At 62.4% G+C, this 26,339-nt stretch carries 28 protein-coding genes and 1 other RNA gene; 15 read left to right on the forward strand and 14 right to left on the reverse strand.

All coding sequences use genetic code 11. The annotated features are described in order from the left end of the window. Entirely contained in the window at positions 1–819 is an 819-nt protein-coding gene (locus tag ACK2SD_RS23440; RefSeq protein ID WP_295486443.1) for an HDOD domain-containing protein, read from the reverse strand. Between the two features lie 194 nt (positions 820–1,013). Between ACK2SD_RS23440 and ACK2SD_RS23445 the strand changes: the two genes are divergently transcribed. The 5 genes from ACK2SD_RS23445 (at position 1,014) to ACK2SD_RS23465 (ending at position 6,393) form a co-directional block, all read left to right on the forward strand. Next, positions 1,014–1,550 carry a type 1 glutamine amidotransferase domain-containing protein gene (locus ACK2SD_RS23445; RefSeq protein WP_412460972.1) on the forward strand — a complete coding sequence of 179 codons (537 nt, stop codon included), beginning with the start codon at positions 1,014–1,016 and terminating at the stop codon, positions 1,548–1,550. Positions 1,551–1,665: 115 nt separating this feature from the next. Continuing rightward, positions 1,666–2,862 (forward strand): class I SAM-dependent rRNA methyltransferase, encoded by a 1,197-nt coding sequence (locus ACK2SD_RS23450; protein ID WP_342650000.1) that lies wholly within the window; start codon positions 1,666–1,668, stop codon positions 2,860–2,862. Between the two features lie 323 nt (positions 2,863–3,185). After that, entirely contained in the window at positions 3,186–4,259 is a 1,074-nt protein-coding gene (locus ACK2SD_RS23455; protein WP_412460973.1) for a SagB family peptide dehydrogenase, read from the forward strand. A gap of 5 nt (positions 4,260–4,264) precedes the next feature. Beyond that, positions 4,265–5,197, forward strand: a complete 933-nt coding sequence (locus ACK2SD_RS23460; protein ID WP_412460974.1) for a diiron oxygenase — start codon at positions 4,265–4,267, stop codon at positions 5,195–5,197. Between the two features lie 53 nt (positions 5,198–5,250). Beyond that, the gene (locus ACK2SD_RS23465; RefSeq protein WP_412462363.1) at positions 5,251–6,393 is read left to right on the forward strand and encodes an MFS transporter; all 1,143 of its coding nucleotides are present in this window, start codon (positions 5,251–5,253) and stop codon (positions 6,391–6,393) included. A gap of 110 nt (positions 6,394–6,503) precedes the next feature. On the opposite strand, the gene mgtE is transcribed toward ACK2SD_RS23465, so the two are convergent. After that, positions 6,504–7,550, reverse strand: coding sequence for a magnesium transporter (mgtE, locus tag ACK2SD_RS23470; RefSeq protein WP_412460975.1), 1,047 nt, complete (start codon positions 7,548–7,550; stop codon positions 6,504–6,506). 480 nt (positions 7,551–8,030) lie between these two features. Between mgtE and ilvD the strand changes: the two genes are divergently transcribed. After that, on the forward strand, positions 8,031–9,872 hold the full coding sequence (gene ilvD / locus ACK2SD_RS23475) for a dihydroxy-acid dehydratase (protein ID WP_029612398.1): 1,842 nt from the start codon (positions 8,031–8,033) through the stop codon (positions 9,870–9,872). A gap of 62 nt (positions 9,873–9,934) precedes the next feature. Here ilvD and ACK2SD_RS23480 read toward each other — a convergent pair whose 3' ends face one another. Then, positions 9,935–10,399 carry an Lrp/AsnC family transcriptional regulator gene (locus tag ACK2SD_RS23480; protein WP_412460976.1) on the reverse strand — a complete coding sequence of 155 codons (465 nt, stop codon included), beginning with the start codon at positions 10,397–10,399 and terminating at the stop codon, positions 9,935–9,937. 126 nt (positions 10,400–10,525) lie between these two features. On the opposite strand from ACK2SD_RS23480, the gene ACK2SD_RS23485 reads away from it, so the two are divergent. The 3 genes from ACK2SD_RS23485 (at position 10,526) to ACK2SD_RS23495 (ending at position 13,044) form a co-directional block, all read left to right on the forward strand. Beyond that, a complete protein-coding gene (locus tag ACK2SD_RS23485) occupies positions 10,526–10,852 on the forward strand; it encodes a hypothetical protein (RefSeq protein WP_116889998.1) in 327 nt (108 codons plus the stop codon). A 114-nt stretch (positions 10,853–10,966) separates the two neighbouring features. Next, positions 10,967–12,643 carry a GspE/PulE family protein gene (locus ACK2SD_RS23490; protein WP_412460977.1) on the forward strand — a complete coding sequence of 559 codons (1,677 nt, stop codon included), beginning with the start codon at positions 10,967–10,969 and terminating at the stop codon, positions 12,641–12,643. Positions 12,644–12,735: 92 nt separating this feature from the next. Beyond that, positions 12,736–13,044, forward strand: coding sequence for a DUF2388 domain-containing protein (locus tag ACK2SD_RS23495; RefSeq protein WP_039582522.1), 309 nt, complete (start codon positions 12,736–12,738; stop codon positions 13,042–13,044). A gap of 46 nt (positions 13,045–13,090) precedes the next feature. On the opposite strand, the gene gcvH is transcribed toward ACK2SD_RS23495, so the two are convergent. The 9 genes from gcvH to ACK2SD_RS23540 all read right to left on the reverse strand — a co-directional run bounded on the left by gcvH (position 13,091) and on the right by ACK2SD_RS23540 (position 22,343). Beyond that, on the reverse strand, positions 13,091–13,474 hold the full coding sequence (gene gcvH, locus ACK2SD_RS23500) for a glycine cleavage system protein GcvH (RefSeq protein ID WP_029612403.1): 384 nt from the start codon (positions 13,472–13,474) through the stop codon (positions 13,091–13,093). Positions 13,475–13,519: 45 nt separating this feature from the next. Then, positions 13,520–14,602, reverse strand: coding sequence for a glycine cleavage system aminomethyltransferase GcvT (gcvT, locus tag ACK2SD_RS23505; protein ID WP_412460978.1), 1,083 nt, complete (start codon positions 14,600–14,602; stop codon positions 13,520–13,522). A gap of 124 nt (positions 14,603–14,726) precedes the next feature. Next, on the reverse strand, positions 14,727–16,349 hold the full coding sequence (locus ACK2SD_RS23510; RefSeq protein WP_412460979.1) for an ABC transporter permease: 1,623 nt from the start codon (positions 16,347–16,349) through the stop codon (positions 14,727–14,729). A gap of 73 nt (positions 16,350–16,422) precedes the next feature. Then, positions 16,423–17,427: an extracellular solute-binding protein gene (locus ACK2SD_RS23515; protein ID WP_295486161.1), complete on the reverse strand. Its 1,005-nt coding sequence runs from the start codon at positions 17,425–17,427 to the stop codon at positions 16,423–16,425. Between the two features lie 102 nt (positions 17,428–17,529). Further along, the gene (locus ACK2SD_RS23520) at positions 17,530–18,747 is read right to left on the reverse strand and encodes a 2-octaprenyl-3-methyl-6-methoxy-1,4-benzoquinol hydroxylase (RefSeq protein WP_167335986.1); all 1,218 of its coding nucleotides are present in this window, start codon (positions 18,745–18,747) and stop codon (positions 17,530–17,532) included. A 9-nt stretch (positions 18,748–18,756) separates the two neighbouring features. Beyond that, a complete protein-coding gene (locus ACK2SD_RS23525; protein ID WP_039582510.1) occupies positions 18,757–19,239 on the reverse strand; it encodes a DUF4442 domain-containing protein in 483 nt (160 codons plus the stop codon). Next, positions 19,236–20,435 (reverse strand): 2-octaprenyl-6-methoxyphenyl hydroxylase, encoded by a 1,200-nt coding sequence (ubiH, locus tag ACK2SD_RS23530; RefSeq protein ID WP_317870978.1) that lies wholly within the window; start codon positions 20,433–20,435, stop codon positions 19,236–19,238. The genes ACK2SD_RS23525 and ubiH overlap by 4 nt, the downstream gene beginning before the upstream one ends. Further along, positions 20,432–21,766: a Xaa-Pro aminopeptidase gene (pepP, locus tag ACK2SD_RS23535; protein WP_412460980.1), complete on the reverse strand. Its 1,335-nt coding sequence runs from the start codon at positions 21,764–21,766 to the stop codon at positions 20,432–20,434. The genes ubiH and pepP overlap by 4 nt, the downstream gene beginning before the upstream one ends. A 22-nt stretch (positions 21,767–21,788) precedes the next feature. Next, positions 21,789–22,343 carry a YecA family protein gene (locus ACK2SD_RS23540; RefSeq protein WP_412460981.1) on the reverse strand — a complete coding sequence of 185 codons (555 nt, stop codon included), beginning with the start codon at positions 22,341–22,343 and terminating at the stop codon, positions 21,789–21,791. 181 nt (positions 22,344–22,524) lie between these two features. Here ACK2SD_RS23540 and ACK2SD_RS23545 point away from each other — a divergent pair, with 181 nt between their 5' ends. The 4 genes from ACK2SD_RS23545 (at position 22,525) to ACK2SD_RS23560 (ending at position 23,906) form a co-directional block, all read left to right on the forward strand. Then, complete coding sequence (locus ACK2SD_RS23545; protein ID WP_037028563.1) at positions 22,525–22,707, forward strand: TIGR02449 family protein; 183 nt, start codon at positions 22,525–22,527, stop codon at positions 22,705–22,707. Further along, entirely contained in the window at positions 22,704–23,021 is a 318-nt protein-coding gene (locus tag ACK2SD_RS23550; protein ID WP_029614654.1) for a cell division protein ZapA, read from the forward strand. The genes ACK2SD_RS23545 and ACK2SD_RS23550 overlap by 4 nt, the downstream gene beginning before the upstream one ends. Before the next feature lie 17 nt (positions 23,022–23,038). Beyond that, a non-coding RNA gene (gene ssrS / locus ACK2SD_RS23555) (6S RNA) lies at positions 23,039–23,217 on the forward strand. Between the two features lie 80 nt (positions 23,218–23,297). Continuing rightward, positions 23,298–23,906, forward strand: a complete 609-nt coding sequence (locus ACK2SD_RS23560; protein ID WP_295486130.1) for a 5-formyltetrahydrofolate cyclo-ligase — start codon at positions 23,298–23,300, stop codon at positions 23,904–23,906. Positions 23,907–23,925: 19 nt separating this feature from the next. Here ACK2SD_RS23560 and ACK2SD_RS23565 read toward each other — a convergent pair whose 3' ends face one another. Further along, entirely contained in the window at positions 23,926–24,078 is a 153-nt protein-coding gene (locus tag ACK2SD_RS23565) for a hypothetical protein (RefSeq protein WP_162889483.1), read from the reverse strand. Positions 24,079–24,252: 174 nt separating this feature from the next. Here ACK2SD_RS23565 and ACK2SD_RS23570 point away from each other — a divergent pair, with 174 nt between their 5' ends. Continuing rightward, entirely contained in the window at positions 24,253–24,705 is a 453-nt protein-coding gene (locus ACK2SD_RS23570) for an EVE domain-containing protein (protein ID WP_412460982.1), read from the forward strand. Between the two features lie 21 nt (positions 24,706–24,726). Here ACK2SD_RS23570 and ACK2SD_RS23575 read toward each other — a convergent pair whose 3' ends face one another. Further along, positions 24,727–25,131, reverse strand: a complete 405-nt coding sequence (locus ACK2SD_RS23575) for a flagellar basal body-associated protein FliL (RefSeq protein WP_029614651.1) — start codon at positions 25,129–25,131, stop codon at positions 24,727–24,729. Positions 25,132–25,287: 156 nt separating this feature from the next. Between ACK2SD_RS23575 and ACK2SD_RS23580 the strand changes: the two genes are divergently transcribed. Then, the gene (locus ACK2SD_RS23580; protein ID WP_412460983.1) at positions 25,288–26,265 is read left to right on the forward strand and encodes an NADPH:quinone oxidoreductase family protein; all 978 of its coding nucleotides are present in this window, start codon (positions 25,288–25,290) and stop codon (positions 26,263–26,265) included. The last annotated feature ends 74 nt before the right edge of the window (positions 26,266–26,339 follow it).

Consider the following 26,339-nt stretch of genomic DNA (forward strand, 5'->3'; position numbering starts at 1 on the left):
TCAACGGCCACTCAGTTCGCGAATGTTCTGCTTGAGGCTGTCGAAGTCGTATTCCGACAGCCCGATGTAATCGAGTACCAGCGGGCCGACCGCGTTCCATTCGTGATCTTCGCTCTGGTTGCCCAGCACCTGGTAGGACGCGCAAATGTGCTCGGCCATCTTCAGCACCGCCAGCAGGTTCTTCAGTTGGGTCTGGCCGTTGCGCGACGTGTCGTCGCGGAAGATCGACAGCGCGTTGTGATGATTGGCGATGGCGCCGCTGATGTGCTCGGGCAGGCGCCACGACTTGGCCGTGAAGTAGCCCACCACCGAGTGGTTGGTGTTGAGGGCGCGGTTTTCGGTGTCGACCACGCGGTTGTCCGCGCTGGCATTGGCGTAGGCGTCTTCCAGCACGTCCATGTAGTTGGGGAAACGCTTGAGCATCAGCGGCACGCCGCAGTCATGGAACAGGCCGAGCGTGTAGGCCTCGTCCACCGCCTGGATGCCGGTGCGCTTGGCCAGGGTCAGGCAGGTCATGGCCACGTCCTGGGCGGTATCCCAGAACCGGTTGAGGGTGACGATGGTCTCGTCGCTCATCTCGCCCTTGATCGACTGGGCGTTGATCAAGTTGATGATCGAGCGGCTGCCCAGCAGGTTCACCGCGCGCTGGATCGAACCGATCTTGTTGGCCAGGCCGAAATGCGGCGAGTTCACCAACTTGAGCAACGCGCCGGACAGACCGGGGTCTTGGGCGATGAGCTTGGCGATGGTTTCCAGGTCCGGGTCGGGCATGTACTGCTCGAACTGCAGGTCCACCATGATCTGCGGCTGGGGCGGGATGGTGATGCCCTGCAAGGCTTGCTGGATCTGTTCGGCGGTAAGTTCCTGGGACATGGCTGCGCACTCGGGGATAAGGGGGAATTCTAACCCTGTACGCCGGCAGGGCACCAACCACTGAATCGTTCGCCGGGAACTTTACTTTAGGGCCGGCGGCCTCCTTTCTCACACCTATCGATGAAATGGAGTAACAACTCATGACCACACAACTCAACGGCAAGCGCGTGGCCTTTCTGGTGACCGACGGCTTCGAGCAAGTCGAGCTGACCGGTCCGCGCGATGCGCTGCTGCAGGCCGGCGCCCAAGTGGATGTGCTCGGCGAGGAGACCGGCAGCGTGCGCGGCTGGAACCACGACAAGCCGGCCGATGCCTTCCAGGTTGATGCCACGTTCGACGACGCCCAGGGCACGACCTACGATGCCATCGTACTGCCAGGCGGCGTGCAGAACTCCGACACCATCCGTCTGATTTCGGGCGCACAGAAACTGGTGAAAAGCCACGCCGCAGCCGGCAAACCCCTGGCGGTGATCTGCCACGGCGGCTGGTTGCTGATTTCCTGCGACCTGGTCAAAGGCAAGCGCATGACCAGCTTCAAGACCTTGCAGGACGACATTCGCAATGCAGGCGGTAAGTGGGTGGATGAAGAGGTGGTGGTGGACGGCAACCTGATCAGCAGCCGCCAGCCTGACGATATCCCGGCATTCAACGCTCAGTTGATCAAAGCGCTGAGCTGAGCCTCTCGCGGCCTGAACCGCAGCCACGGCGAGGTCGCTCTGCGCCTCGTCGCGCTGCGCTGCGAATCCCGCCAGCGACACGCTATACTCCCGCTCTTTTTTCCGGAGCGACGTCATGTCCCTGCCCAGCCTTCGTCTCAAAGCCAATGCCGACCGCCGTTTGCGCGCCGGTCACCTGTGGGTCTACAGCAACGAGATCGATGTGGCTGCGACCCCGCTGCAGGGCCTGAAGGCCGGGCAGCAGGCGATCCTCGAAGCGGCCAACGGCAAGCCGCTGGGCGTGGTCGCCGTCAGCCCGAACAACCTCATCTGCGCGCGCCTGCTGTCGCGCGACAGCAAGCTGGCGCTGGACAAGTCGTTGCTGGTGCACCGTTTGAACGTGGCCTTGTCGCTGCGCGAACGGCTCTTCGAGCAGCCCTGCTATCGCCTGGTCTACGGCGATTCCGACTTGCTGCCTGGGCTGGTGGTCGATCGCTTCTACGACATTCTGGTGGTGCAACTGGCCTCGGCCACCATGGAAGCGCACAAGGACGAAGTGACCGCCGCGCTGGTGCAGGTGCTCAAGCCCAGCGGCATCCTGTTCAAGAACGACTCCGCCGCACGCGACGCCGAAGGCCTCACGCGCTATGTCGAGACGGTCTACGGCGAAGTGCCGGATTGGGTCGCCCTGGAAGAAAACGGTGTGAAGTTCGAAGCCCCGGTGCGCGAAGGCCAGAAGACCGGCTGGTTCTACGACCACCGCATGAACCGTGCGCGCCTGGCGCCCTACGTCAAAGGCAAGCGCGTGCTCGACCTGTTCAGCTACATCGGTGGCTGGGGCGTGCAGGCCGGTGCCTTCGGCGCCAGTGAAGTGTTCTGCGTCGATGCTTCGGGCTTCGCCCTGGATGGCGTCGAGCGCAACGCCGCGCTGAACGGCATCGCCGACAAGCTGACCTGCATCGAAGGCGATGTGTTCGAAGCACTGCGCGAACTCAAGGCCGCCGAAGAGCGCTTCGATGTGATCATCGCCGACCCACCCGCCTTCATCAAACGCAAGAAAGACCTGAAGAACGGCGAAGCGGCCTACCGTCGCCTCAACGAACAGGCCATGCGCATGCTGAACAAGGACGGCATCCTGGTCAGCGCCTCGTGTTCGATGCACCTGCCCGAGGACGATCTGCACAACATCCTGCTGACCAGCGCCCGCCACCTGGACCGCAACCTGCAACTGCTCGAGCGTGGCGGTCAGGGCCCGGACCATCCGGTGCACCCGGCCATCGCCGAAACGCGCTACATCAAGAGCATCACCTGCCGGTTGCTGCCTAATAGCTGACCACGGTTCGGCGCGGTTTGAAAAAGCCCGGTATTGGATAGCCAATGCCGGGCTTTTTTACGCGTTAGATAACCTGCGAAGCAACAGCGGAAAGCTCCTACGAGTTGTTGAGAATTTTCAGCCGATATAGAAGCTTGCCTCTCTAGGTATTTTTTCTACTCTAAGAAATGTCGCAATGATGCGGCTTAACTAGGAGAAGAAAATGAAAGAAGTTCAGCTTGAATCCAAGGATCTCGCCAACCTCAACCACTTGGTTAAAGCCAAATAGCTGGATGATGATGAAGCGCAGAGCCGGCCTGCGCTTCTGATCAGACAGAGAGGTAATGATGATAAACCCGAACATATTCTTGTATGCCTCTACAGACGGATTAGTTTGTTGGAACTTCAAGGACCACAAGCAATTTCTCCTTAATCATGATTATGCGGCACGCTTGATAGCCATCGCATGTGGTGGTACTTCAATTGACTTGAATAATCCTATTGACCGAGATCTTTACTCAGCCGAGCTAGCCAGTTCAAAATTCATTAGCCCGGCACACTGGGGGTGGGATCCGCTTTCTAGAATTTTCCACATTGGCACTCGGGATATTCCGATATTAGATATTCCACGAGACGTAACTGAATGGGCAAAACTTTACCTTGCACACTGCGAAAAGGCTTTGGAAAAACCTTTTCCCGCTGAAAACTGCGTAGAGTACTCTGACCAAGGACTCAATCTTCCATTAGCTGAGGATACCGGTTGGTTCGATAAGCTACTATCGAAGCGTATGACTGTAAGGTCATTTCTCGGCAACCCTATACCGTTGATGAAATTAAGTAAGCTGCTCAAATACTCACTCGGATTCATGCCGCACCGGGAAAAATCCTGTGATACTGACATACCAAATCATTTCCGCAATCGCAGATGTAGCGCGTCAGGCGGCGGACTCAATTCAACTGAGGGGTATATATACGCAAACCACGTGGAAGGCTTACCGCGGGGTATTTATTACTACAACCCACATAGACACACATTGCACTTTATAGAGAAAAATCTGCCCGAACTAGGATCACTGCTATCAGGGCAACATTTTGCCAACGAGATATCTGTAGGTATATTTCTTACGTCTAGACTCGACAAACTGTGGTGGAAATACTCCCACTCTCGTGCTTATAGAATGGCGCTTGTTGAGATTGGTCATATAGCACAGACGTTTCAGCTGTATGCTTGCGAGCTCGGGTTGGGAACATGGCTGACCGGAGCTTTAAACGAAAATTCAATTGAGAGTCTATTGAAGTTAAGAAACCCTAGTGAACAGCCAATGTTTTTCGTTGGTGCCGGACACACTGACGGCTCGCACACACCAGCGGCACTAATTCAACTTACAAACAAAAACCTCACTAACTTCCAAAAGTGACATCCATGAAATTTACAACTCGAAGCTGCCGTACTGTAGCCGCATTCAGTAATTGGGTAACGTCAAGTAGCGTGCGCAGTAGACCCTATACTTATTTGCTATCAAGTCAGGATCTGCAGGAAACAAATCCTGACCGATGGTTCCCAAGCTCCATGGCCCCAATGCTGGAGCATCCATTGGTAACTAGTTTGCCTCTGCCTGAACGCCTTCGCATCCATCAAACCCACCTTATTTATTTTTTGGACTATACGACAGACCTTGAAATAACACATATCAATGAAGCTGTGAAATTAATTACTCATGGTGAACTCAAACACTGCTTCTCATCGGAGCAACATCAAATTGCGTTAAAAATCTACACAGACGAGGGTTACCATGCTTTTTTCTCGAGGGAGATCTCCGACCAACTAAAACGTCATCTAAATTTGAACCGCAATGAATCTACACGACTCAAAAACTTGTCAATTCTCCGTTCATCAACGTCAAAGCGCCGACGAGCCCTTGCATGTTTTCTAATTGCATTTGTTTCCGAAACCCTAATCACAAAGGAATTACTAAGCCTAACTCGCGATGCTCTCATACCTAGCATATTTTATATGTTGCGCGATCACTTACGTGACGAGGACAAGCATTCGGTCTACTTCTCTGAATGTTTTCAACAATTATGGAGCACTCTTTCTAAACCAGAAAGAGCCTTCGCCTCCGTTTTTCTGCTGAAGGTCATTTTGACTTTCAGCAATACCGACAAAAAATTTCTTCCTAATCTTCTAGACGTCAGTCAAATTGAAAAAGAAAAAATATTTTCTGACCTTAACAGTCAGCGTGAGGAGCGAGTTGCGTCGTTATTCCAGCCGACAATCCAGACGCTAAAACGAACAGATTTCTTCGAAAACCGCCAGACTTTCAATTTATATAAATGCTCTGGAATAATCGCATGAACTCTACCCCACCCTCCCCCCCTAGCCGACGACTGCTTGCTTTACTCGCATTGATGACGCTATTAGGCGTCTTCCCTGTGGATGTGGTGCTCCCTTCACTCCAAGCAGTCAGCCAAGCGTTTTCAGTCAGCCTCGTAAGCGCTTCCTACTCCGTCAGTTTGTTCGCAATCGGCGTGGCCATTTCTCAGTGTGCAATCGGACCGTTGTCAGACCGAATGGGTCGCAAAAGACTTCTACAGGCCGGCCTTTACTTATCGATCATCGGAGCGGTTGGCTGCACCTTATCGGGTGATTACATAAGCTTTACAGTCTTTCGGATACTTCAAGCCGTTGGCTGCGGCTGTTTCGTATTAAGCCAGGCCATCATCCAGGATCGATACTCGGAGCATCAACGCAATACCTTGAGGATAATCTTGACCACCGCAAGCGGATTGTTCATTTCCATTGCGCCGCTGGCGGGCAGCGTATTGCAAAATTTTTTCGGCTGGCAGGGAAGCTTTTATGTGTTCAGTGGTTTCGCTTTCCTGGCTATCGTTCTGTGCGCGAAAGAACTGACAGAGAACCGCTCGAAACCTCCCATACCCGGTGCGATGAAAAGCTACAGCATCTTGATTCGCGACCCTCGCTTCTTGGCCTACTCGATCCTTTCTGCTTTTGCATTCGCCTGCCATTTTTCCTTCATCGTCGTATCTCCGTTACTGCTCATGAACCGCTTGGGACTTTCCGAGTACGCCTTTTCGATGGTTTTTCTTGGCTATGGATGTGCCTACCTGGCCGGCGGCATCATCGCCAGTGCGATCAATGGGCGGATATCCACACACACTCAGATTCGCGTCGGCCTTGGGCTCATCGGTCTGGCAGGTGGGGTGCTGGTCGTCTGGCTCACATGGACCGCGTTGTCCATCACGGTGCTCTTGGTGCCCATGATCGTCTGCACGGCAGGCACCACGATCGTCAGGCCCGCGGCCACCTGCGCAGCACTGGAACGTCATCCTGACCGCGCAGGCGCCGCAGCGGCGCTCGGTAATACGTTGCTGTTCGCGATTGGGGGCGCGGCGAGCGGGCTGATCGCAGTGATCGAAGCCAGCCTACCGATGAGCCTGGGCTTGGGTTTCATCGGCGTGAGCCTGTGCGGCGCGCTGGTGCTCGAAAGGCTGTCGTCCGTTTCAGCCGAGCCCGCTGCAACACGCCCTTGAGCAGCAGGCGCAGCAAGCCCGAGAAGACCAACGTCCGACCCGACGCGCGCGCCCGGCTGAGGACGAGCTCCCAGGCCTGCATGCCCCCTGTCACTACGTCTGCGCCAGCCTCACAACTCCAGCACCACCGAAGCGATACCGAAGTAGATCAACACGCCCACTGCGTCGGCGATCGATGTCACCAACGGGCCGCTGGCGGTGGCCGGGTCCAGCTTGAAGCGGCTGAGCAGGAACGGCAGGCTCATGCCGATGAGGCTGCCGATCAGCACGATCACCAGCATGCTGCTGGCCACGATCACAGCAATCTCCGGCCCACCGCGCAATATGCCGAGCGATGCCACGGCCACGGCCATGGTGCCGCCCAAGGCCAGTGCCACGCCGCACTCGCGGGCCAGCATTCGCATCCAGTCGCGCATCACCACTTCGCCCGTGGCCAGGCCGCGCACCATCAAGGTCGCGGACTGGGCACCGGCATTACCGCCGCTGTCCACCAGCAGGGGCAGGAAGAACACCAGGGCGATGTGCGCGGCGATGGTGTCTTCGAACGCTGCGATACCGGCCCCGGAAAACAGGTTGCCGAACACCAGCACCACCAGCCAGAGCACACGCTTGCGGTACATCAGGCCGATGGTGGCGTCCTTGAGATTGCCGATGTGGTTGGTGATCGACGCGCCTTTATGAAAGTCCTCGGTGGCCTCTTCCACCATCACGTCCAGTGCCTCGTCGCAGGTGACGATGCCCACCAGGCGCCCGAGTTCGTCGAGCACCGGCACGGCCAGCAGGTCGTGCTCGCGGATCAGCCGCGCGACTTCCTCCTGGCGTGTGGCGGTGCTGACGCAGAGCACCTTGCGCACCATGATGGCGTCTATCGGCTGGTCGGGCGCCGCCAGGATCAGCTCGCGCAGCGACAGGGTGCCAAGCAGGTTGCGCGCGGCATCCACCACGTAGGACTGATAGATGGTTTCAGCATCTGCTGCCTCGCGGCGCAACATGTCGATGGCCTGACTGGCCGTGAGCCCGCTGTCGAGGTGAGAGTACTGGCTGATCATCAGCCCACCTGCCGTGCCGGCCTCGTAGGTCTCGGCCTGCAGAAACCGGTCCCGCTGCGCCTGGGCGGCCTGGCGCAGTTCGAGCGGATTGGATGGGGTGTAGTGCATGGGAGATTCTCCAGGCGCCGTGACAGGCGCCTGCTGACCTCAGCCGCACGGGCTCAAGCCTTCGCAAGCCCTGGCGACGGCGCGCTCAGTGCCAGAATGCAAGTTCGCGATGAACTGAAACTGGGAAGGTCCATTGAGGTAGTAGCTCGTGAAGCCGCACATGCGGCGCGGGGATCATAGGGAGCGCGGCGAGGAAAGAACACCGCCCAACCCGCGTTTGGGACAAGTCCTACAACTACCGCAGCGAGTCGTGAAAGCCACCGTCCAGACACATCGCCATTTCCTCACCGCCCCAGCGGTGTAGAATCGGCCTATTCATCGCCAGACATCCCCAGGCGGGTTTATGAGCTCTGGCCAGGCACGCGGCGATCCCGCGCAGTCCCGGCCCCATCCGTGCAGCGGCAACCGGCCTGCGGCGCCAAGGACAAGCGAAGCTCACTCCCCTTACCAGTGACCTGATCAAGCCGCCAGGAGTGCGTCATGCCTGATTACCGTTCCAAGACCTCCACCCACGGCCGCAACATGGCCGGTGCCCGCGCGCTGTGGCGTGCCACCGGCATGAAGGACGATGACTTCAAGAAGCCGATCATCGCCATCGCCAACTCCTTCACCCAGTTCGTCCCGGGTCATGTGCACCTGAAGGACCTGGGCCAGTTGGTCGCTCGAGAAATCGAACGCGCCGGTGGCGTGGCCAAGGAATTCAACACCATCGCCGTGGACGACGGCATCGCCATGGGCCATGACGGCATGCTGTACTCGCTGCCCAGCCGCGAGATCATCGCCGACGCCGTCGAGTACATGGTCAACGCCCACTGCGCCGACGCCATCGTCTGCATCTCCAACTGCGACAAGATCACCCCCGGCATGCTGATGGCCGCCCTGCGCCTGAACATCCCGGTGATCTTCGTCTCCGGTGGGCCGATGGAAGCTGGCAAGACCAAGCTGGCCAGCCACGGCCTGGACTTGGTCGATGCCATGGTCATCGCCGCCGATTCCTCGGCCTCCGACGAAAAAGTCGCCGAGTACGAGCGCAGCGCCTGCCCGACCTGTGGTTCGTGCTCCGGCATGTTCACCGCCAACTCGATGAACTGCCTGACCGAAGCCCTGGGCCTGGCCTTGCCGGGCAACGGTTCGACCCTCGCCACTCACGCCGACCGCGAGCAGTTGTTCCTCACTGCCGGACGCACCATCGTCGAGCTGTGCAAGCGCTACTACGGCGAGAACGACGAGTCGGTGCTGCCGCGCAACATCGCCAACTTCAAGGCGTTCGAGAACGCCATGATGCTCGACATCGCCATGGGCGGCTCGACCAACACCATCCTGCACCTGCTGGCCGCAGCCCAGGAAGCCGAGGTGGCCTTCGACCTGCGCGACATCGATCGCCTGTCACGCACGGTACCGCAGTTGTGCAAGGTGGCGCCGAACATCCAGAAGTACCACATGGAAGACGTGCACCGCGCCGGTGGCATCTTCAGCATCCTCGGCTCGCTGGCCCGTGGCGGGCTGCTGCACACGGACCTGCCGACCGTGCACAGCCGCAGCATGGAAGAAGCCATCGCCAAGTGGGACATCACCCAGACCGATGACGCCGCCGTGCACACCTTCTTCAAGGCAGGCCCAGCCGGCATCCCGACCCAGACCGCCTTCAGCCAGTCGACTCGCTGGGACACGCTCGATGACGACCGCGAGAACGGTTGCATCCGCAGCGTCGAACACGCCTACTCGCAGGAAGGTGGCCTGGCCGTGCTGTACGGCAATATCGCCCTGGACGGCTGCGTCGTGAAAACCGCCGGTGTGGACGAGTCGATCCACGTGTTCGAGGGCACCGCCAAGATCTTCGAAAGCCAGGACAGCGCCGTGCGCGGCATCCTCGCCGACGAAGTGAAGGCCGGCGACATCGTGATCATCCGTTACGAAGGTCCGAAAGGCGGTCCGGGCATGCAGGAAATGCTCTACCCCACCTCGTACCTGAAGTCCAAGGGCCTGGGCAAAGCCTGCGCCTTGCTCACCGACGGCCGTTTCTCCGGCGGCACCTCGGGTCTGTCCATCGGCCATGCCTCTCCGGAAGCGGCGTCGGGCGGCGCGATTGGTCTGGTGAAGGATGGCGACAAGGTGCTGATCGACATTCCCAACCGCTCGATCAACCTGTTGGTCAGCGACGAGGAGCTGGCGGCGCGCCGTGCCGATCAGGACAAGAAAGGCTGGAAGCCCGCCGAAGCGCGACCACGCAAGGTGACCACCGCCCTGAAGGCTTACGCGCTGCTGGCGACCAGCGCTGACAAAGGCGCGGTACGCAACAAAGCCATGCTCGACGGCCTCTGAAGGTTTCGAGCCTGACCGAACCGGCGCCCACAGCGCCGGTTTTTTTGCGCCCGCAGTTTGCATTAGAGCGGCAGGCTGGTGGTCGACTTGATCTCGGACAGCGCCACGATCGAATTCACTTCCTGGATCCCCGGCACGTTCGACAGCTTCTCGAAGAAGAAGCGCTCGTAGGCCTCGATATCGGCCGTGACGATCCGCAGCAGGAAGTCCACCGAGCCCATCAGCACGTAGCACTCCAGCACTTCGGGAAATCCACGGATCGCCTCGGTGAACTCGGTGAAGTTGGAGCGACCATGGGCGTTGAGCTTGACCTCCGCGAAAATCTGCGTGTTCAGACCCACTTTACGGCGATCGAGCAGGGTGACCTGAGCGCGGATGACCCCTTCGTCTTTCAACCGCTGTATCCGTCGCCAGCAGGGGGACTGGGAAAGCCCCACGCGCTCGGCGATCTGCGCGCTGGACAAGGACGCATCTTCTTGGAGCAATTCGAGAATGCGCCGGTCATAGGCATCCAGTTGGCCGTGCATGATTGATCCTTTTATTTACGGTTATGAGACTTGATCTAGTCTCAGCCTTAGTTCAACCGAGGAATAATAACGAAGAAATGCCTGTTTCGACCTGGGAGAATGCTCTGCATCCAATGGGAGACCTTCATGAATGCACTCGAACGCCAAGACACCCCCACGCGCAGCGATGCCTGGGCGGCCAGTGTCCACCTTACCGAGGTGCGTTATCGCCTGGATATCGAGGCCGAACCCGACAGCTTGTGTCGAGTGCTGAACCTGTTCGCTCTGCAATTTCTCACGCCACACAGTGTGCAGGTCTGTCAGCACGATGACGTGCTGCACGTGGAAATCGGTATCGCCGGACTGAGCTGGCACCGTGCCGGTGTGATCGCACAGAAAATGCGCAACCTGGTGTGCGTGGGCGAAGTACTGCTGGAAAACGTACCCAGGCTGTCGGAAGTCGTCGTTGGCTGAGGCGCGTCGATGCCGCTGCGACCGCGCAAGATCCAGAAACCCATTTTTACCGGACCATATTTCAACCCCGGCTAAGCTTGCCCAGGCCTTCAGCAGCCCGGCAAGGATGCCGCCATGCACAGCCCACACGATCACAGCCTCGACCTCAATCGCCTACTCGAAGCGCTGCTGGCCGAGCAGCGCCTGGACCCTGCCGATACGCTGCGCGTGCTCGAGCACACCAGTCACCCGCCGAGCCATCCCCTGGAGATTCTCGCCAGCCTGTCCCTGAAAGACCGCCTGCGGCCCGGTCATACACTGGATCTGGATACCCTCTGCCAATGGCTGGCAGACAAGACCGGCCTGCCCTATGTACGCCTTGACCCCCTGACTATCGACCTGGCCGGGGTGGCGGACCTGATCTCCCCGGCCTTCGCTCGCCGTCATGGCATCCTCGCCGTGGACAGGGACGACACCGCGGTCACCGTGGCCAGTACCCAGCCCTATCAGCGCGAATGGGAGGCCGACCTGGGGCGCAGCCTTGGCCAGCCGATCCGTCGCGTACTGGCCAATCCGGCGCAACTGCGCCAACTGACGCACACCTACCAGCACCTGGCGCATTCGGTACAAGGTGCCCAGCAGCAGCGCGCCAGCTTGGGCGCACTGGAACACTTGCTGGAACAGAGTGGCAGAACGACGGCCAACAACGCCGACGACGCGCACATCGTGCACATCGCCGACTGGCTCCTGCAGTACGCCGTCGAGCAGCGCGCCAGCGATATCCACCTGGAGCCACGTGGCGATCAGGGCCAACTGCGCTATCGCATCGACGGCTTGCTGCACACGGTGTACGTGTTTCCGGGCAGCGTGACCTTGGCACTGGTCAGCCGCCTGAAGCATCTGGGGCGAATGGACGTGGCCGAGAAACGCCGCCCTCAGGATGGTCGTTTGAAAAGCCGTCTGCCCGACGCCAGCGAAATCGAATTGCGCCTGTCCACCCTACCAACGCCCTTCGGCGAAAAGCTGGTGCTGCGCATTTTCGATCCGGAACAGTTGCATGAAGACTTCGAGCGCCTGGGGCTGGAAGGCCGCTTGCTCGAGCAGTGGCAAACGCTGCTGGCCCGGCGCCAGGGCATTATCCTGCTGACCGGCCCCACCGGCTCCGGCAAGACCAGCACGCTCTATGCCAGCCTCAAGTACCTCGCTACACCCGAGATCAACCTGTGCACCATCGAAGATCCCATCGAACGGCTGGAGCCCGGCCTGAACCAATTGCAGGTCCAGCCGGCGCTCGACTTGAGCTTCGCCAATGGAGTGCGAGCGTTGCTGCGCCAGGACCCTGACATCATCATGATCGGCGAAATCCGTGACCGGGAAACGGCGCAGGTCGCGGTGCAAGCCGCCTTGACCGGTCACCTGGTACTTTCCACCCTGCACACCAACGACGCCTGCAGCGCTATCACCCGCTTGCAGGAACTGGGCGTTGCCGACTACCTGATCAAAGCCACGCTGATCGCGGTCATGGCCCAGCGTCTGGTCCGGACCTTTTGCGTGGCTTGCCACGGCAGGTCAGGGGAGAACGATGCGTCGTGTAGGACCTGTCGCGGAACTGGCTACAAGGGGCGTACCGGACTGTTCGAACTGCTGGTGCTCTGCGAAGCTCTGCGAGCGCGAATCGGCGCCCGGATGGACCTGGCAAGCCTGCGACAGCAAGCTTTTGCCAGAGGTATGCGGGACTTGCGCCGATGCGGCGAAGACAAGGTTGCACAGGGGCTGACCAGCCTGCAGGAGGTTCTGCGGGTATGCCCCTGAGCACCGCCCCTATCTTGCGCGCAAAGGAACTTGCCTCAGGCAAAGCGATCGAATCAGGCACCTGTGCGCCCTAACCTTCCGAGGTATTCAACATGCGTCTCAAATCCGCCATTGCGGCCGCTGTCATGCTGTCTCTGCCCGTGGGCTCCGCCCTGGCATCCTGGCGCGACATCATCTCTTCCGGCGCGACCACCGCCTCCACGTACCTGACCTTCAAGGACCACAAGCTGGTCGCGGCGGCACAGGACGACGCTGGCAGCTTCGTCGCCAGCGACGGCGCGATCCGCGGTCCTTACCTGGAAGCCGCGATGCGTCAGGTACGGGCTGAGAACCCCGGTGTACAAGCCACCGACATGGACTTGGCCAACGCCATCCTGGCCAGCAACCTCGACGCGAAGTAGTCACCTCGCGTGCAGTGCGGGGCAGCCTGATGGCCGCCCCGGTCACTCATTCCCCGATGGCCGCCTGGTAACCGGCAGCATCCAGCAGCTTGTCCAGTTCGGCCGCATTGTTCGGCTTGAGCTTGAAGATCCAGGCCTCGTAAGGTGTTTCGTTGAGCTGCTCCGGGCTGTCGGCCAGTGCTTCGTTGACGGCGATGACTTCACCGCCGACCGGTGCATAGATATCCGACGCAGCCTTGACCGATTCGACCACACCTGCGGCATCACCCGCCGCGAACACCTTGCCGACTTCGGCCAGTTCGACGAAGACCACATCGCCCAGGGCTTCCTGGGCATGGTCGCTGATGCCCACAGTGACGCTACCGTCAGCCTCCAGGCGAGCCCACTCGTGACTTTCAGCGAAACGCAGGTCGGCGGGGATATTGCTCATGTGTCGTTTTCCTCGATTGGCTAGCGGCGTACCGCCGGTAATGGTTCAGATCAGAATCTTGCCGTGGCGCACGAAGGTGGGTTTGACCACGCGCACCGGATACCACTTGCCGCGAATTTCCACCTCGGCACGCTCACCCGTGGCCATGGGTACACGCGCCAAGGCGATGGACTTGATCAGCGTAGGAGAGAAACTACCACTGGTAATCTCTCCTTCGCCAATCCCGGCGACGCGAACGGTCTGATGAGCGCGCAGGACACCGCGTTCTTCCAATACCAGGCCGACCAATTTCTCTTCAACCCCACGCTCGATTTCCGCGAGCAGACCGCTGCGCCCGATGAAATCGCGCTCTGCCGGCTCCCAGGCGATGCTCCAGCCCAGGTTGGACGTGAGCGGCGTATGGCGTTCGTCGATGTCCTGACCGTACAGGTTCATACCGGCTTCCAGACGCAAGGTATCGCGCGCGCCGAGGCCGCTGGGCGCGATGCCGGCGCCGACCAGATCGTAGAAAAAGGTGGCCGCCTGATCGGCCGGCAGGATGATTTCCAGACCGTCCTCGCCGGTATAGCCAGTGCGGGCGATGAACCAGTCCCCGTCGGTCACCCCCTCGAACGGCTGGAGCGTGCGGATCAGCGCCGCCCGCGCGGCACTCAGCAGCGCTGCGACCTTCTCGCGCGCCTGCGGGCCCTGGATGGCCAGAATGGCCAGATCCGTGCGCGGGACCAGGTTTACGGCATGGCCTGCGCAGCAGGCATTCAACCAGGCCAGCACCTTGTCGCGGGTGGCGGCATTGGCCACCAATCGGTAGCCCGCCTCGGTTCGGTAGGCGATGAGGTCATCGATGACCCCGCCCTGCTCGTTGAGCAACGGGCTGTAGAGCGCCTTGCCGGTGCGGTCGAGGCGGATCACATCGTTGGCCAGCAGACGGCGCAGCCAGGGCATGGCATCTGCACCGTCAAGGTCGATCACACTCATGTGGGAAACATCGAAAACGCCGCAATCACGGCGCACCTGATGATGTTCTTCGACCTGCGAGCCGTAATGCAGGGGCATGTCCCAACCACCGAAGTCGACCGTCTTGGCGCCAAGCGCCAGGTGCAGGTCGTACAGGGGCGTGCGCTGTCCCATGGGTTTCTCCTTCCGGGCGTGGCGAGGCAGAGGCGGTCGGCGCTGTTCGATCAGCGCGGGCTATTGCAGGACCGGCCTCGGCGAATGCCGCGCATTGTAGCGGCATGGGCCAGGGCTGACACCCTCAGCACGCTTGCCCAGGGCCGCGCGCCGAGCGACGGATCAGCAGGATGACCGGCAGCAGCCCGACCAGCACCAGGGTCAGGGCCGGCAGCGAGGCGCGCGCCCACTCCCCTTCGCTGGTCATCTCGAAGACGCGAACAGCCAGGGTGTCCCAGCCGAACGGACGCATGAGCAAGGTCGCCGGCATTTCCTTCAGCACATCGACGAAGACCAGCAACGCAGCGCTCAACACGCCCGGCACCAGCAACGGCAGATACACCCTGAAAAACAATCGCGGCCCGGCCACGCCCAGGCTGCGCGAAGCCTCTGGCAGCGAGGGCCTGACTCGCGCCAGGCTGCTCTCCAGCGGCCCATAGGCCACGGCGATGAACCGCACCAGATACGCCAGCAATAGGGCGGATACGCTCCCCAATAGCAATGGCTTGCCCGCGCCACCGAGCCAACTGGACAGCGGGATCACCAGGTGGTTATCCAAGTAGCTGAAGGCCAACATGATCGACACCGCCAGCACCGATCCCGGCAAGGCATAGCCCAGATTGGCCAGCCCGACGCCGGCGCGGATCGAGGCACTGGGCGCCTGGCGTCGGGCGAAGGCCAGCACCAGCGCCACGCACACGGTGATCAGCGCCGCCATGCCACCGAGAGAGAGGGTGTGCAGGATCAACCCGGCATAGCGCTCATCCAGGTCATGGCGGCCACGCTGCCAGAACCACGCCAGCAGTTGCAGCAGCGGAATCACGAACGCGCAGGCGAAGACCAGCAGGCACCAGCCACTGGCGGCCAGGGCCTTGAGTCCACGCAGGTGATACAGGGCCTGGCCACGCGCACGCTCGTTGGCGCTGCGCGTCGCGCCACGGACGCGGCGCTCACCGTACAGCACCAGCATGACCGCCAACAGCAGCAGGCTGGCCAACTGCGCGGCGCTGGACAGGCTGAAGAAGCCGTACCAGGTCTTGTAGATGGCGGTGGTGAAGGTATCGAAGTTGAACACCGCGACCGCGCCGAAATCGGCCAGGGTTTCCATCAGCGCCAGGGCGACGCCGGCGCCGATCGCCGGCCGCGCCATGGGCAACGCCACCCGCCAGAAGGCCTGCAGCGGTGAGAGGCCCAGTACCCGCGCCGCCTCCATCAGCCCCCGGCCCTGGGCCAGAAACGCACTGCGAGCCAGCAGGTAGACGTAGGGATAGAACACCAGCACCAGCACCACGATCACACCGCCGGTGGAGCGCACACGGGGCAGGCGCAGAGGACCGAACAGTTCACGCAACGCGCTTTGCACGGGACCGGCGAAATCCAGCAGGCCGACGAAGACGAACGCCAGCACGTAGGCCGGAATGGCGAAGGGCAGCATCAGCGCCCAGTCCAGCCAGCGCCTGCCGGGGAATTCGCAGAGGCTGGTGAGCCACGCCAGGCTGACGCCGAGCAGGGTGACGCCCAGGCCGACACCCACCACCAGCGTCAAGGTATTGCCCAGCAGACGACTCATCTGGGTGTCGAGCAGGTGCGACCAGATCTGAACATCGATCGACTGCCAGGACAGCACCAGCACGCTCAGGGGCAGCAGCACCAGGGCAGCGATGAGCGAGACCGGGACATACCAGCGGCGTTGGGGAGTGTGGGGCACAGTGGATGAGTCCGGTGGCAGGGGTGATTGCGTTGCGGCGATCGCGGGGTGAACCCGCGATCAGGTTCATGACTCAGTTCCAGCCAGCCCGGTCCATCAAGCGAATGGCTTGGGCCTGACGCTTGCCAGCCACCTCCACCGGCAGGCTGTCAGCCTTGAAGCTGCCCCAGGCCGCGACCTCGTCCGACGGCTTGACCTTGGGATTGGCCGGAAACTCCTGGTTGATGTCGGCGAACAGCTTCTGCGCCTGCTCACCGGTCATCCACTCCACCAGCTTCTTCGCCGCCTCCGGGTGAGGCGCGTGCTGGGTCAGGCCGATGCCCGACAGGTTGACGTGCACGCCACGGTCGCCCTGGTTAGGCCAGAAGATCTTCACCGGCAAGTTCGGATCGATCTTGTGCAGACGGCCGTAATAGTACGTATTGACCACGCCGACATCGCACTGACCGGCCGCCACGGCCTGAATCACGGCGTTGTCGTCGGAGAACACATCGGTGGACAAGTTGTTGATCCAGCCTTTGACCAGCTTCTCGGTCTCGGCCTCGCCATGCGCCTCGATCAGCGTGGCGGTGAGCGACTGGTTGTAGACCTTCTTCGCCGTGCGCAGGCACAGGCGGCCTTCCCACTGCTTGTCGGCCAGGGCTTCGTAGGTGCTCAGTTCAGCGGGCTTGACCCGGTCACTGGCGTAGACGATGGTCCGCGCCCGCAGGCTCAGGCCCGTCCAGTCATGGGAAGCGGCGCGGTACTGGGGCGGAATGTTGCGGTCGATGATGTCCGACTTGATCGGCTGCAGGATGCCCATCTGCTCGGCCTGCCACAAGTTGCCGGCATCGACGGTGAGCAGCAGGTCGGCCACGCCGTTCTGGCCCTCGGCCTTGATGCGCTGCATCAACGGCGCTTCCTTGTCGGTGATGAACTTGATCTTCACCCCTGTTTCGGCGGTGTAGGCGTCGAACACTGGCTTGATCAACTCGTCGATGCGCGAGGAATACACCACCACTTCGTCGTCCGCCGCCTGGGCAGTGCCAGCGAACAGGGTCAGCGCCAGGGCGGCGAACAGAGGCTTGCGGGGCGACATGGCGAGGGCTCCAGGGGTAAGTGAGGCGCAAAGGGTAGTGAATCTCATTTGCCTACTCACCCACTGAGCCGTTTCCAGATGTTGCAAAGGAACGGCTGACCCTCAGGCTTTTGCCAGCGCCGGCAGATCGCCGCTCAAGCCCAGCGCCTGACGCACGAACAGCGCCTTGGCCTCGGGCAAGTCCTGCACCACTTTCAGCCCGGTGTTGCGCAGCCAGCGCAGCGGCAGCGGATTGGCCTGGAACAGACGCTCGAAGCCCTCCATGGCCGCCATCAACGCCAGGTTGTGCGGCATGCGTCGGCGCTCGTAGCGACTCAGCACCTTGACGTCCGCCAGGCGCTCGCCACGCTCGCTGGCGCGCATCAGCTCCTCGGCCAGCACGGCAGCGTCGAGGAACCCCAGGTTGACCCCCTGCCCCGCCAGTGGGTGGATGGTATGGGCGGCATCGCCAATCAGCACCAGGCCTTCGTCCACATAGCGCTTGGCATGGCGCTGACGCAGCGGCACGCACAGGCGCGGATCGGCATGCTCGACCTCGCCCAGGCGCCCCTCGAAGGCGCGCTCCAGCGCCCGGCAGAATGCCGCGTCGTCCAACGCCATGGCCTGCTCGGCCTGCTCCGGCGTGGTGGACCAGACGATCGAGCACCAGTGTTGCCCGCCATCGCGCGCCAGCGGCAGGAACGCCAGCGGCCCCTCGTCGGTGAAGCGCTGCCAGGCCGTGGCCTGGTGCGGCGCGCTACAACGCACGCTGGTGACGATGGCGTGATGCAGGTAATCCCATTCGCGGGTGGCGCAACCGGCCAGGCGACGCACCGCCGAGTGGGCGCCGTCGGCCGCCACCACCAACGGTGCGCGCACGCGTCGACCGTCGGCCAGCGTGACCAGCCACTCGTCACCGGAGCGACGCAGCTGTTCCAGACGGGCATTGGGCACGAGGCCGACATCGCTGTCGTGCAGGCGCTCGAGCAGGCCGTCCTGGACTACGCGGTTCTCGACGATGTGGCCCAGCACCTGGGCATGCACGCTGGCCGCCGAGAAGTGGATCTGCCCGGTGCCGCTGCCGTCCCATACCTGCATGTCCGAATATGGACACACGCGTCGCCCGGCGATGCCTTCCCAGGCGCCGAGGCGCTCAAGGATGCGCTGGCTAGCGGCCGACAGGGCACTGACCCGCGGCTCGAAGGGCGCCGCCGCCTCGAACGGCTTGACCGACAGAGGCCCGCCATCGACCAGCAGCACCTGCAGCCCGCTGTGGCGCAAGGCAAGCGCCAGGGCGCTGCCGACCATACCGGCTCCGACAATCAACAGATCCGCGCGCATGTCCATGCCTTACGCCTGCCTCGCTTGCGGCTTGAGCCGCACATATAGGGTTTTGTCGACGCGGGCCACCAGCTCGCCAGCGCCGTCACGGATGTCCACCTGCAGACGCGGCAGGCATTTCTTGCCACTGGCCGTCTGCTGGCGGATGTCGTCCAGCAGGGCATCGTCGATGTGCAGTTCGGCGAACACCGGACCTTTGCCCGGTGCGATGAAGTCGATGCTGGCAGCCTTGTCCCAGACGATGTACTCGCTGCCCAGCTGCTCGATCAGCAACAGCATGTAGAAGGGGTCGACCATCGAATACAGGCTGCCGCCGAACTGGGTGCCGACGTAGTTGCGGTTCCAGCGCGTCAGGCTCATGCGCACCTTGACGCTGCGCATGTCCGGGCTGATGCGTTGCACGCGGATGCCGGCGCCCAGGTAGGGCGGGTAGAGATTCAGCAGCCAGCGCAGCAGGCGGGCGCGACGGGCGAGCTTGCGCGCATCGCTCATGCCTGGCCTCGCAGATCGGCGCGAGTGCCCAGGCCCATGGCCTGGCGGGCGAACCAACTTTTCGCCGGGGGCAGCAGGTCCAGGCCCAGCAGGCCGAGGTTGCGACCGCCGGCCAACAGCGGCTGAGCCGTGCCGAACAGGCGTGTGACCTGGTCGGAAAAGCCAATGGTCAAGGCTTGATCGAGGCGCTGACGTTCACGGTAGGCCTGCAACGTGGCGAGGTCGCCCGGCTGTTGCGGACCGGCGAGCAAGGCCTCGGCCAAGGCTTGCACATCGCGCAGCGACAGGTTGAAGCCTTGGCCGGCAATCGGGTGCAGGCTGTGCGCGGCATTGCCCAGCACCACCAGATGCGGACGTACCTGCTCTTGGGCCTCGACCAGCGCCAGCGGATACAGATGCCGTGCGCCGACCTGGCGCAAGGCCCCCAGGCGATAACCGAAGGCCTCTTGCAACTCACCGAGGAATGCGCGCTCGTCGAGGTCGGCCAGGCGCCGCGCGTCCATGCCCTGTCGGGTCCAGACCAGCGCGCAGCGATTCTCCGGCAGCGGCAGCAAGGCCATGGGGCCTTGTTCGGTGAAGCGTTCGAAGGCCTGGCCGCGATGGGCCTGGCCAGGGGTGATGTTGGCGATCAGCGCACTCTGCTCATAGGGGATGCGCCGCACATGGATACCCAACTGCTCGCGTAGGCCGGAGCGGCCGCCATCGGCAAGAATCGCCAGGTCGCACTCCACGCGGGTGTCGTCGTCCAGTTGCAGACGGTAGCCGCCGGCGATCGGCTGCAACGCCTTGACCTCGGCCGGGCAGCGCCAGCTCACCACTTCGCTGTCCAGGCCCTGCCACAGGCATTGGCCGAGCCAGGCGTTCTCCACCACGTAGCCCAGCGCCGGCACGCCCTCCTCCTGGGCATCCAAGCGCGTTGCGCCGAAGCGGCCGCGATCGGACACCTGGATCTGGCGGATCGGCTCGGCGCGACGCTCGATACCGTGCCATAGGCCCAGTTGGTCGTAGATCTGCCGCGTGCCGAAGGACAGCGCTGAAGAGCGCGCATCGTAGCTGGGCTGGAAGCTGTCACCGGGGGCGAACGGCTCGATCAGCAGAATGCGCCATCCACGCGCCTTGGCCCCGGCCTGCAAGGCCAGCGCCAGGCTGGCACCGACCAGACCACCGCCGATGATCGCCAGATTGACCCGATTCATGCCACGTCCTTGCGCGCGTCGGCCATCAAGGCCTCGATCTCGGCGACCGTCTTCGGCACGCCTGAGGTGAGGATTTCACAGCCTTTTCTGGTGACCACCACGTCGTCCTCGATTCGAACCCCGATACCACGCCATTTCTTCGCCACGCGCGTGTTGTCCGGGGCGATGTAGATGCCCGGCTCGACGGTCAGCGCCATGCCCGGTTCGAGCACGCGCCACTGACCACCGACCTTGTATTCGCCCACGTCGTGCACGTCCATGCCCAGCCAGTGTCCGGCGCGATGCATGTAGAAGGCGCGGTAGGCCTCGCTGTCGATCAGCGCCTGGACCTCGCCCTGCAGCAGCCCCAGCCTGACCAGCCCTTCGGTGATGACCCGCACCGTCGCCTCGTGGGCGTGATTCCAGTGCTTGCCGGGCGCGATCTCGGCGAAGGCGGCGTGTTGAGACTCCAGCACCAGCTCGTAGATCGCCTTCTGCTCAGGCGAGAAGCGCCCGCTGACCGGGAAGGTGCGGGTGATGTCGCTGGCATAGCAGTCGATTTCGCAGCCCGCGTCGATCAGCACCAGGTCGCCGTCCTTGAGCGCTGCATCGTTCTGCTGGTAATGCAGGATGCAGGCGTTGCGCCCAGCGGCGACGATCGAGCCGTAGGCCGGCATCTTCGCGCCCCCCTGACGGAACACGTAGTCCAGTTCGGCCTCCAGGCTGAATTCATGCAGTCCGGCGCGGCAAGCCTGCATGGCCCGCACATGGGCACGCGCGGAAATCGCCGCGGCCTCGCGCATCACCTTCACTTCCGCCGCCGATTTATACAGGCGCATGTCGTGCAGCAGATGATCCAGGGCAACGAATTCATTCGGTGGCTGGGCGCCGAGACGGGCCTTGGAGCGAATCACGTTGATCCAGTCCATGAGCCGTCGGTCGAATTCGGGGTTGCTGCCCATGGCGCTGTAGACCCGCTCGCGCCCCTCGATCAGTCCCGGCAGGATCTCGTCGATGTCGGTGATGGGGAAGGCATCGTCGGCGCCGTAGTCGCGAATCGCCCCTTCCTGACCTGCGCGCAGGCCGTCCCAGAGCTCGCGCTCGGGGTTGCGCTCGCGGCAGAACAGCACGTACTCGCCGTGCTCGCGCCCGGGAATCAGGGCGATCACCGCCTCGGGCTCGGGGAAGCCGCTCAGGTACTGGAAATCGCTGTCCTGGCGATAGACGTGCTCGACGTCGCGGTTGCGAATCGCCACCGCTGCCGCCGGCAGGATGGCGATGCTGTTGGGGACCATCTGCGCCATCAGCGCCTTGCGCCGACGGGCGTACTCCGCCTTGGGTATGTGGCTCATGGGCAAACGACCCCCGGAACGATCAATGCAGCGATGGCTTGGGCGCTGGCGCGACGAGTGCGGCCAGCTCTGTGTACAGCAGCAGCGGGGCGACGCGCAGGTACTCCATGACTTCCATGTAGTCGTTCTCGCCGTCCTCGGATTCTTCCAGTGCTTCCTGGACCTGGGAAATGGCCACCAGGTCCTGCAGAACGTCCTTGGCATCGGTGGACAGGTCCTTGCCGCCGGCGTTCAGGCCGAAGCCGGCAATGAAGCCCTGGCACCACTGGCCCAGGGCAGTGGCCCGTTCGGTCAGCGAGGTTTCATCGCCCGGCAGCAGCAGGACGATGGCGACGTCTTCGCCGGTGAGTTCGGCCTTGACCATCTCCTGCAGGCCGATCAGGGCCGCGCGGACGTTGTCTTGCGGTTCGCTCTCCAGCGCAGCGGCGGCGTCGGCCAGCCAGGCCTCGGCATCGAAGCCGGCACCGGCGCAACTGCGGCCGATCAGCAGACCATGCAACTCGGCCGGAGAGACAGGATGACCGTTGCTCGACAGCAACGAGGCGAAGGCGGTGTAAGGCGATTGGGTATTGGGCATGGGCGGCTAGGCGCCAGACGGCGCATATGACTAGAATGAAGGCCTTGTATCCTAGCACCGGCAGGCGCGCCAAGACCATCTGCGCCGCCCGCCCCGGCTCGGGCAGACGCAAGATCGCCAGGCGATCGACGAAGGAGCGGATCGAGTGCAACCCACGCAAGACAATGACCTGCAGGCGCTGATGAGCCGTTTCGAGCTGCTGATTGCACGCGTCGAGCAACTAAAACGGCAAAATGCACTCCTAGTAGCGCAGGAACGGTCCTGGCGCGAAGAGCGCGCCCACCTCATCGAAAAGAACGAGATCGCCCGGCACAAGATCGAGTCGATGATCTTGCGTCTGAAGGCCCTGGAGCAAGACTCATGAGTTCAAGCAATAGCGTCACCGTGCACATCCTGGACAAGGAGTACTCGATCATCTGCCCGCCGGAAGAGCGCAGCAATCTGGTCGGCGCGGCGCGCTACCTGGACGGCAAGATGCGCGAGATCCGCAGCAGCGGCAAGGTGATCGGCGCCGATCGCATCGCGGTCATGGCCGCCCTGAACATCACCCACGAATTGCTGCACCGCCAGGAGCGTCCCGAGGGCGCCAGCGCGGGCACCACCCGCGAGCAGGTGCGTGACCTGCTCGAGCGGGTCGATCAGGCGCTGTCCGACGACCCGGTTAGCAAAAAGGATTGAGATAGGTATACTGGCGCCACTCCCTGGTGGATGCGCCAGTCGGTTATGTCCCTGAGCCGATACGCACAACCACGGGGCTTGCACGTGGGGCCGGTGTGCATGTCCGCTCGACGGAAAGCCTTAAAGCCTCCTGCAATCTCCACCTTGAACTTTCGGGTTCAAGGGCTACACCGATAGCGGTCTTATCGGGGAGCCTGAATATTCGATGCCCGCCCCTTTGGCGGGCATTTTCGCTTAGGCCGCCTGCCACGGCCCGCTTCCGGGATCGCCTGTGCCATGACCGACACCGCGCCGCTCACCCGTCCACAACTGCGTCGCGTGTTGCGCAACGCCCGCCGTGCACTCACCCCGGCTCAGCAGCGCCAGGCCGCCCTGGGCCTGTACCGCCAGTTGGCGCAGCATCCGCTGTTTCGACGTGCCCGGCACATCGCCCTGTATTTGCCCAACGACGGTGAGATCGACCCGCGCCTGTTGCTGCGTGAAGCGCAGCGCCGTGGCAAGCGCACTTACTTGCCGGTCCTGCACGCCTGGCCGCGCACGCGCATGGTGTTCCAGCGTTTCGAACGCGGCGAGCCGCTGCGGCGCAACCGTTTCCGAATTGCCGAGCCGGTGATCGAGCGCAAGCGTCAGCGGCCGGTGTGGGCGCTGGACCTGATTCTGCTGCCACTGGTGGGCTTCGACGAGGCCGGCGGACGCCTGGGGATGGGCGGAGGCTTCTACGATCGCAGCCTGGCCTATCAAGGCCGGCGCCAATACTGGAAGAAACCGCTGCTGTTGGGTCTGGCCCATGAATGCCAGAAGGTGGAGCGCCTGGCTCAGGCCAGTTGGGATGTACCGTTGCGCGGAACCGTCTCGGACCGCAACTGGTACCTGGCGCCGGCTTGAACGCCGCGCGCCGCAGCGATCAGCGTGACTGTTGAGGGGTGGACACGGCCGACGTCTGATATGACGCGTCGAGCTTGCGCTCCCACAAACCCTGCGCATAACCGGTGGTGACCACGCCTAGACCGAAGATGAAGGCCAGGATCCACAGTAGGTCCGGTTTGCGTTTGTTCATGATTGCCCCCTCGGCAAACTGTTCAGGCTCGACGACTTTCTCGGCATCGCCGGAGCCCCTAGCGTTAAAATCGGCGCATTTTCCGCCAACGTGACGCAACACGCAAACGTTGACGCCAACCGGCTGTCGGTTAGATGCAACATCTTATTTCAAAACTTGTCAGGAGCAGCGCCCATGGCCTATTGGCTGATGAAATCCGAACCCGACGAGCTGTCCAGTGCCGATTTGTCGCGCCTGGGCCAGGCGCGCTGGGACGGCGTGCGCAACTATCAGGCGCGCAATTTCCTGCGCGCCATGAGCGTCGGCGACGCGTTCTTCTTCTATCACTCCAGTTGCCCGCAGCCCGGCATCGCCGGCATCGCCCGGATCAGCGCAGGCGCCTACCCGGATCCCACCGCGCTGGACCCACAGAGCCCCTACTTCGACGCCAAGGCCAGCGCCGACAAGAACCCCTGGAGCGCAGTCGACGTCGAGCCGGTACGCACCTTCGATCAGGTACTGGAATTGACGCAGCTCAAGCAGCAGACGGCACTCGCCGAACTGCCGCTGGTTCAGAAGGGTAGCCGGCTGTCGGTGATGCCGGTGACGACGGAACAATGGCAGGCGATTTGCTCGCTGGTGCGGTGATTACACGACAGCTAGCCAGCGTCACTGCACGATCAGGTTATTGAAGAGCAAGTCTTCGACAATCGGCTTGCCTTCCTCGGCCTGCATCACCTGCTGCACCTGCTTGAGCGCCTCCTGACGCAACGCCTCCTTGGCCTCGACGCTACTCATGTTGTCCACACCCTGCTGGGTGAACAACGCCACCAACTGGTTGCGGATCAGCGGCTCATGGTGCTTGACCGCCGCCACGGCGGCATCGCCGGTGACGCGCAGGGCCACGTCGGCCTTGAATACCCGCAGCTTGGGCCCGCCATCGAGCGCATAGTTGCCGACGAAGGGCGGGCTCAGGCTGATGTAGGCCACCTTCGGCTCCCCTTCCTTGGCTTCTTCGGCCAGGGCCGCGACCGGCAGCAGCAGCGCCAGCACCATCAAGATCCACGCTTTCACGACTTCGCTCCTCGACACAATGGGCGCCAGCTTACCCAGCACCGCGTACAAACCCAAGCCCGGGCTTATGCCGGCCTATCAGAACAGGCCATGCTCGTTGACCCACCCCTTTGCCCTCCTACACTTATCGGCCAACACCCGCAAAGGAATAGCCCGATGAAAGCTGTGTTGTGCAAAACCCTGGGGCCGGCAGGCGACCTGGTGCTCGAAGAGGTCGCCAGCCCGGTGCCCAAGCCCAACGAGCTGCTGCTCGACGTGCACGCCGCCGGGGTCAACTTTCCCGACACGCTGATCATCCAGGGCAAGTATCAGTTTCAGCCACCACTGCCCTTCTCGCCCGGCGGCGAAGCGGCCGGTGTGGTGGCGGCGGTCGGCGAGAAGGCGGGCACGTTCAAGGTCGGCCAACGGGCCATGGCGCTGACCGGCTGGGGCGCCTTCGCCGAACAGGTTGCGGTGCCGCACTACAACGCCTTGCCGATTCCCGACGACATGGACTTCACTACCGCCGCCGCCTTCAGCATGACCTACGGCACCTCCATGCACGCCCTCAGCCAGCGCGGCCAGCTCAAGGCCGGAGAGACCCTGTTGGTGCTCGGCGCCTCGGGTGGTGTGGGCCTGGCGGCCGTGGAGATCGGCAAGGCCCTGGGCGCGCGAGTGATCGCCGCCGCCAGCAGTGCCGAGAAGCTGGCCGTCGCCCAGGCTGCCGGCGCCGACGAACTGATCGACTACAGCCAGGCCAGTCTGAAAGACGAAGTCAAACGCCTGACCGGCGGCCAGGGCGCAGACGTGATCTACGACCCGGTCGGCGGCGAGCTGTTCGACCAGGCGGTACGCAGCCTGGCCTGGAACGGCCGACTGTTGGTGGTGGGTTTCGCCAGCGGCAGCATCCCGCAACTGGCCGCCAACCTGGTACTGCTCAAGGGCGCGGCGGTGCTCGGCGTGTTCTGGGGCGCCTTCGCCCAGCGCCAGCCCCAGGACAACGCCGACAACTTCAGGCGTCTGTTCGTCTGGTACAGCGAAGGCAAGCTCAAGCCGCGCGTGTCACAGACCTATCCGCTGGCGCAGGCCGGGCATGCCATCGATTGCCTGGCCCAGCGCCAAGCGGTCGGCAAGTTGGTGGTGATCGCCCGGTGACGGGCCGGGCCTCGCAGCAGGTTCGATCAAAAAAGGAATGACCCTCGCACTTTTTTTCGCTTGTAGAGAAAGTG

Source organism: Pseudomonas sp. SC11 (assembly GCF_047039205.1).
Classification (GTDB): domain Bacteria; phylum Pseudomonadota; class Gammaproteobacteria; order Pseudomonadales; family Pseudomonadaceae; genus Aquipseudomonas; species Aquipseudomonas boreofloridensis.

What these genes read in the sequence shown, in the direction of transcription:
- ACK2SD_RS23445 (WP_412460972.1), top strand. Translation starts at nt 1,014, where the DNA reads ATGACCACACAACTCAACGGCAAGCGCGTGGCCTTTCTGGTGACCGAC.
- ACK2SD_RS23450 (WP_342650000.1), top strand. Translation starts at nt 1,666, where the DNA reads ATGTCCCTGCCCAGCCTTCGTCTCAAAGCCAATGCCGACCGCCGTTTG.
- ACK2SD_RS23455 (WP_412460973.1), top strand. Translation starts at nt 3,186, where the DNA reads ATGATGATAAACCCGAACATATTCTTGTATGCCTCTACAGACGGATTA.
- ACK2SD_RS23460 (WP_412460974.1), top strand. Translation starts at nt 4,265, where the DNA reads ATGAAATTTACAACTCGAAGCTGCCGTACTGTAGCCGCATTCAGTAAT.
- ACK2SD_RS23465 (WP_412462363.1), top strand. Translation starts at nt 5,251, where the DNA reads ATGACGCTATTAGGCGTCTTCCCTGTGGATGTGGTGCTCCCTTCACTC.
- mgtE (WP_412460975.1), bottom strand. Translation starts at nt 7,550, where the DNA reads ATGCACTACACCCCATCCAATCCGCTCGAACTGCGCCAGGCCGCCCAG.
- ilvD (WP_029612398.1), top strand. Translation starts at nt 8,031, where the DNA reads ATGCCTGATTACCGTTCCAAGACCTCCACCCACGGCCGCAACATGGCC.
- ACK2SD_RS23480 (WP_412460976.1), bottom strand. Translation starts at nt 10,399, where the DNA reads ATGCACGGCCAACTGGATGCCTATGACCGGCGCATTCTCGAATTGCTC.
- ACK2SD_RS23485 (WP_116889998.1), top strand. Translation starts at nt 10,526, where the DNA reads ATGAATGCACTCGAACGCCAAGACACCCCCACGCGCAGCGATGCCTGG.
- ACK2SD_RS23490 (WP_412460977.1), top strand. Translation starts at nt 10,967, where the DNA reads ATGCACAGCCCACACGATCACAGCCTCGACCTCAATCGCCTACTCGAA.
- ACK2SD_RS23495 (WP_039582522.1), top strand. Translation starts at nt 12,736, where the DNA reads ATGCGTCTCAAATCCGCCATTGCGGCCGCTGTCATGCTGTCTCTGCCC.
- gcvH (WP_029612403.1), bottom strand. Translation starts at nt 13,474, where the DNA reads ATGAGCAATATCCCCGCCGACCTGCGTTTCGCTGAAAGTCACGAGTGG.
- gcvT (WP_412460978.1), bottom strand. Translation starts at nt 14,602, where the DNA reads ATGGGACAGCGCACGCCCCTGTACGACCTGCACCTGGCGCTTGGCGCC.
- ACK2SD_RS23515 (WP_295486161.1), bottom strand. Translation starts at nt 17,427, where the DNA reads ATGTCGCCCCGCAAGCCTCTGTTCGCCGCCCTGGCGCTGACCCTGTTC.
- ACK2SD_RS23520 (WP_167335986.1), bottom strand. Translation starts at nt 18,747, where the DNA reads ATGCGCGCGGATCTGTTGATTGTCGGAGCCGGTATGGTCGGCAGCGCC.
- ACK2SD_RS23525 (WP_039582510.1), bottom strand. Translation starts at nt 19,239, where the DNA reads ATGAGCGATGCGCGCAAGCTCGCCCGTCGCGCCCGCCTGCTGCGCTGG.
- ubiH (WP_317870978.1), bottom strand. Translation starts at nt 20,435, where the DNA reads ATGAATCGGGTCAATCTGGCGATCATCGGCGGTGGTCTGGTCGGTGCC.
- pepP (WP_412460980.1), bottom strand. Translation starts at nt 21,766, where the DNA reads ATGAGCCACATACCCAAGGCGGAGTACGCCCGTCGGCGCAAGGCGCTG.
- ACK2SD_RS23540 (WP_412460981.1), bottom strand. Translation starts at nt 22,343, where the DNA reads ATGCCCAATACCCAATCGCCTTACACCGCCTTCGCCTCGTTGCTGTCG.
- ACK2SD_RS23545 (WP_037028563.1), top strand. Translation starts at nt 22,525, where the DNA reads ATGAGCCGTTTCGAGCTGCTGATTGCACGCGTCGAGCAACTAAAACGG.
- ACK2SD_RS23550 (WP_029614654.1), top strand. Translation starts at nt 22,704, where the DNA reads ATGAGTTCAAGCAATAGCGTCACCGTGCACATCCTGGACAAGGAGTAC.
- ACK2SD_RS23560 (WP_295486130.1), top strand. Translation starts at nt 23,298, where the DNA reads ATGACCGACACCGCGCCGCTCACCCGTCCACAACTGCGTCGCGTGTTG.
- ACK2SD_RS23565 (WP_162889483.1), bottom strand. Translation starts at nt 24,078, where the DNA reads ATGAACAAACGCAAACCGGACCTACTGTGGATCCTGGCCTTCATCTTC.
- ACK2SD_RS23570 (WP_412460982.1), top strand. Translation starts at nt 24,253, where the DNA reads ATGGCCTATTGGCTGATGAAATCCGAACCCGACGAGCTGTCCAGTGCC.
- ACK2SD_RS23580 (WP_412460983.1), top strand. Translation starts at nt 25,288, where the DNA reads ATGAAAGCTGTGTTGTGCAAAACCCTGGGGCCGGCAGGCGACCTGGTG.